The sequence below is a fragment of the Anaerovibrio sp. genome, assembly GCF_051866355.1.
Taxonomy (GTDB): Bacteria; Bacillota; Negativicutes; order Selenomonadales; family Selenomonadaceae; genus Anaerovibrio.
This window is the reverse complement of the sequence record NZ_JBJDWZ010000124.1, coordinates 1,685-4,693: the sequence shown is the minus strand read 5'-3', so window position 1 is coordinate 4,693 and position 3,009 is coordinate 1,685. Positions and strand designations below refer to the sequence as shown.

Sequence of the window (3,009 nt, the reverse complement as noted above, 5' to 3'; positions counted from 1 at the left end):
GATACAGGTAAGACATAGCTTTGAGGAGGAAACTTGTGCGTTTAAGAAGAAAACCCTGGGTGGATGAGGCAATCCATGATTTTGATGATTTTGTATTTCCAAAGGACAGGCCGGCCGGCGAGGAGCAGAAGGGAAGCTGGCGGCAGGTGTTCGGCAGGGAAGGCAGGCTCTATGTGGAGCTGGGCACCGGCAAGGGGGATTTTATCAGCCAGCTGGCCCTCCGGCATCCGGATGTCAACTTTATCGGCATCGAGGCACAGCAGGATGTCCTGTATTCGGCCGCCAAAAAGGTGCGGGAGCTGGGGCTGACCAATGTAAGGCTATTGGTATTTGATATCAACAACATTGAAAATATCTTTGCCGAGCATGAGGTGGACCAGTTCTATATCAATTTCTGCGACCCGTGGCCAAAGGCGCGCCATGCCAAGAGGCGGCTCACTCATGCAGGCTTCCTGCGCCGCTATGACAGGCTGCTGAAAAAGCCGGGCCGGTTGATTTTCAAGACTGATAACCGCCCGCTGTTTGATTTTTCCCTGGAGCAGTTTCAGGAGGCCGGGCTGGCCGTGGAGGATGTTTCCTTTGACCTGCACAGCGAGAACCGGCCGGACAACATTATGACCGAATACGAGCGGAAATTCAGCGGTTTTGGTGAGAAGATAAACAGATGTGAGGTCGTGTTTGCTTGAAAACGTTACGTGTGCCAAAGAGAAGGGTTCCCTGGAACAGCAACCATGAGGCCGTGGTATGGCTGATGGTCGTCCTGCTGGTGGTGGGAATGGTAAATGTTTTCAGCTCTACCTTTATTACGGCAGAAAATGAAAACAGTGCGCCCTATGCCTACCTGCTGAAGCACATGGTCAGCATGGTAATAGGCTTCGGGCTGTTTGCCATGTCATGGCGGGTGGACTATCACAAGTGGCGTGACTGGCTGGGGCCTGTCACCATCGGCGTGGGTGCACTGCTGATTTTTGTGCTGGCGGCCGGTACGGCTGTCAACGGCGCCAAAAGATGGATTTATCTGGGGGCATTTTCCTTCCAGCCGGCGGAGTTCGCCAAGATTTGCAGTGTCATGATTGCCGCCTATGCCCTGTCCTACCGGGTGGAGCACAAGCTGCCTGTCAATATCTTCAACCAGCAGTACGGCATTATTGCGGGACTTTTTGTGCTGGTGGAGATGGAGCCGGACATGGGAACGGCCTGCGTTATTCTCGGCATCCCACTTTTGATGCTGTGGCTGGCGGGGCTGAAAAGCTACAAGGTGTACCGGCTCGTCCTGATTTGCGTGGCGGCGGTGGGAGCCATGTGCCTTTACCAGCCCTACCGTCTGGAACGCATCAAGGTCATGTTCAACCCGTGGTCTGACGCGCAGGGCATCGGCTATCAGACGGTGCAGTCCGTGACGGCCATCGGTTCCGGCGGCTTCTGGGGCATGGGACTGGGGCAAGGGCTGGCCAAGTACGCCTATCTGCCGGAGGCCCATACGGACTTTGCCTTTGCCGTCTTCTGTCAGGAGAACGGCTTTATGCTGGTGCTGCCGGTGCTTTTGCTGTACGCCGCCTTTGCCTATTACGCCGTGCGCATCGCCAGGGACGCCTATGATGCGTATGGGCAGCTTCTGGCAGGCGGCATCATGCTGCTGGTGGCGGGGCAGGCGGTGGTGAACATCGCCATGGTGGCCGGCTGCTTTCCTGTGGTTGGCGTACCGCTGCCTTTTATCAGCTATGGCGGCACGTCGCTGATGATGACCATGTTTTCCGTGGGGGTCATGGTGAATATAGGCCGCTACAGCACGGCGAAGCGCAACAGGGATAAGCGGGAGGCGCTGAAAAAGAAGAATCTGCAGAATCAGGAGGCAGCTCCGGCATCGCGGCCGGGACGGCCGCGCCTGCAGCGGATTAAGTAGCCTGCAGGAATTCCTGTGCGGAGAAATTTTGGTGCAGGGAAATGATTGGGCAAAGAGCTGGTTATGAAAGAGCTGTTATGCGAAAAAGCCAATTGGGTGAGAACGCCAATTGAGCGAGAAACTAATTGGGCAAAAAGCCGATTGAGCAAAAAGCCAATTAGGCGAAAATCGGATTGGCAAACAATCTGATTGTGCAAAAAAGCTGGTTATGAAAAGAGCTAATGATAATGACGAAAAAAAGACAGAAGCGCATTGCGCTGATTAATGATATGACAGGTTTTGGCCGCTGTTCCATCGCCGTGGAGCTGCCGCTGATTTCCGCCATGAGGATACAGGCCTGCCCCCTGCCTACGGCTATCCTGCCGGTGCATACGGGCTTTCCGGAGCATCATATTGATGATTATACGGACAGGATGCGGCCGTACATGGATAACTGGGCGGTGAACGGACTGGAATTTGACGGCATCTGCACCGGCTTTCTGGGCTCCGTGGAGCAGATAAACATTGTGGAGGAATTTGTTCAGCGGTTCAAGCAGTCCTTTACCCGCGTGATGGTAGACCCGGTGATGGGCGACTACGGCAAGCTGTATTCCTCCTATACGCCGGAGATTTGTCAGGAGATGAAGCGCCTGCTGAAGCACGCGGATCTGGTGACGCCGAATCTGACGGAGGCCTGCCGCCTGCTGGATGTGGAATACCCTGAGAACGGGTGCATCAGCGAGGATGAGCTGGCAAGGATGGCCAGGGCGCTGTCAGAGCGGGGGCCTCATCAGGTGGTGATTACCGGTTTGCAGGGTGATGGACAGGTACTGAATTTTGTCTATGAAAAAAATGGCAGTCATTCCGTGGTGCGGGAGCCAAAAATCGGCGGTGACAGATCAGGCACGGGTGATGCCTTTGCGGCCATTGTTGCCGGGGGGCTGGTCAACGGCCTTTCCCTCCAGTCTGCTGTGGAAAAAGCGGCAGGATTCATTACCAGGGCGCTCCGCTATACGGTGGAGCTGGATTTGCCGTGGAACTACGGACTGGCCTTTGAGGAGTACCTGACAGAGCTGGATTGATATATGGTATGTAATTTTGTCTTATGTAATGTATGATGTATGATG

The 3,009-nt window shown here is 54.7% G+C and carries 3 protein-coding genes; all 3 read left to right on the top strand.

Annotated features, from left to right (window positions below; all coding sequences use genetic code 11):
• Nucleotides 1–35 precede the first annotated feature (35 nt).
• The 3 genes from trmB to ACI3UA_RS06590 all read left to right on the top strand — a co-directional run bounded on the left by trmB (nt 36) and on the right by ACI3UA_RS06590 (nt 2,964).
• On the top strand, nt 36–686 hold the full coding sequence (gene trmB, locus ACI3UA_RS06600) for a tRNA (guanosine(46)-N7)-methyltransferase TrmB (RefSeq protein ID WP_439724025.1): 651 nt from the start codon (nt 36–38) through the stop codon (nt 684–686).
• Nucleotides 683–1,903: an FtsW/RodA/SpoVE family cell cycle protein gene (locus ACI3UA_RS06595; RefSeq protein ID WP_439724024.1), complete on the top strand. Its 1,221-nt coding sequence runs from the start codon at nt 683–685 to the stop codon at nt 1,901–1,903. Before trmB ends, ACI3UA_RS06595 begins: the two co-directional genes overlap by 4 nt.
• Before the next feature lie 227 nt (nt 1,904–2,130).
• Nucleotides 2,131–2,964 carry a pyridoxamine kinase gene (locus ACI3UA_RS06590; protein ID WP_439724023.1) on the top strand — a complete coding sequence of 278 codons (834 nt, stop codon included), beginning with the start codon at nt 2,131–2,133 and terminating at the stop codon, nt 2,962–2,964.
• Nucleotides 2,965–3,009: the final 45 nt, after the last annotated feature.

Excerpts from the sequence above, each read along its gene's own strand:
- ACI3UA_RS06590 (WP_439724023.1), top strand. The coding sequence starts at position 2,131 with ATGACGAAAAAAAGACAGAAGCGCATTGCGCTGATTAATGATATGACA.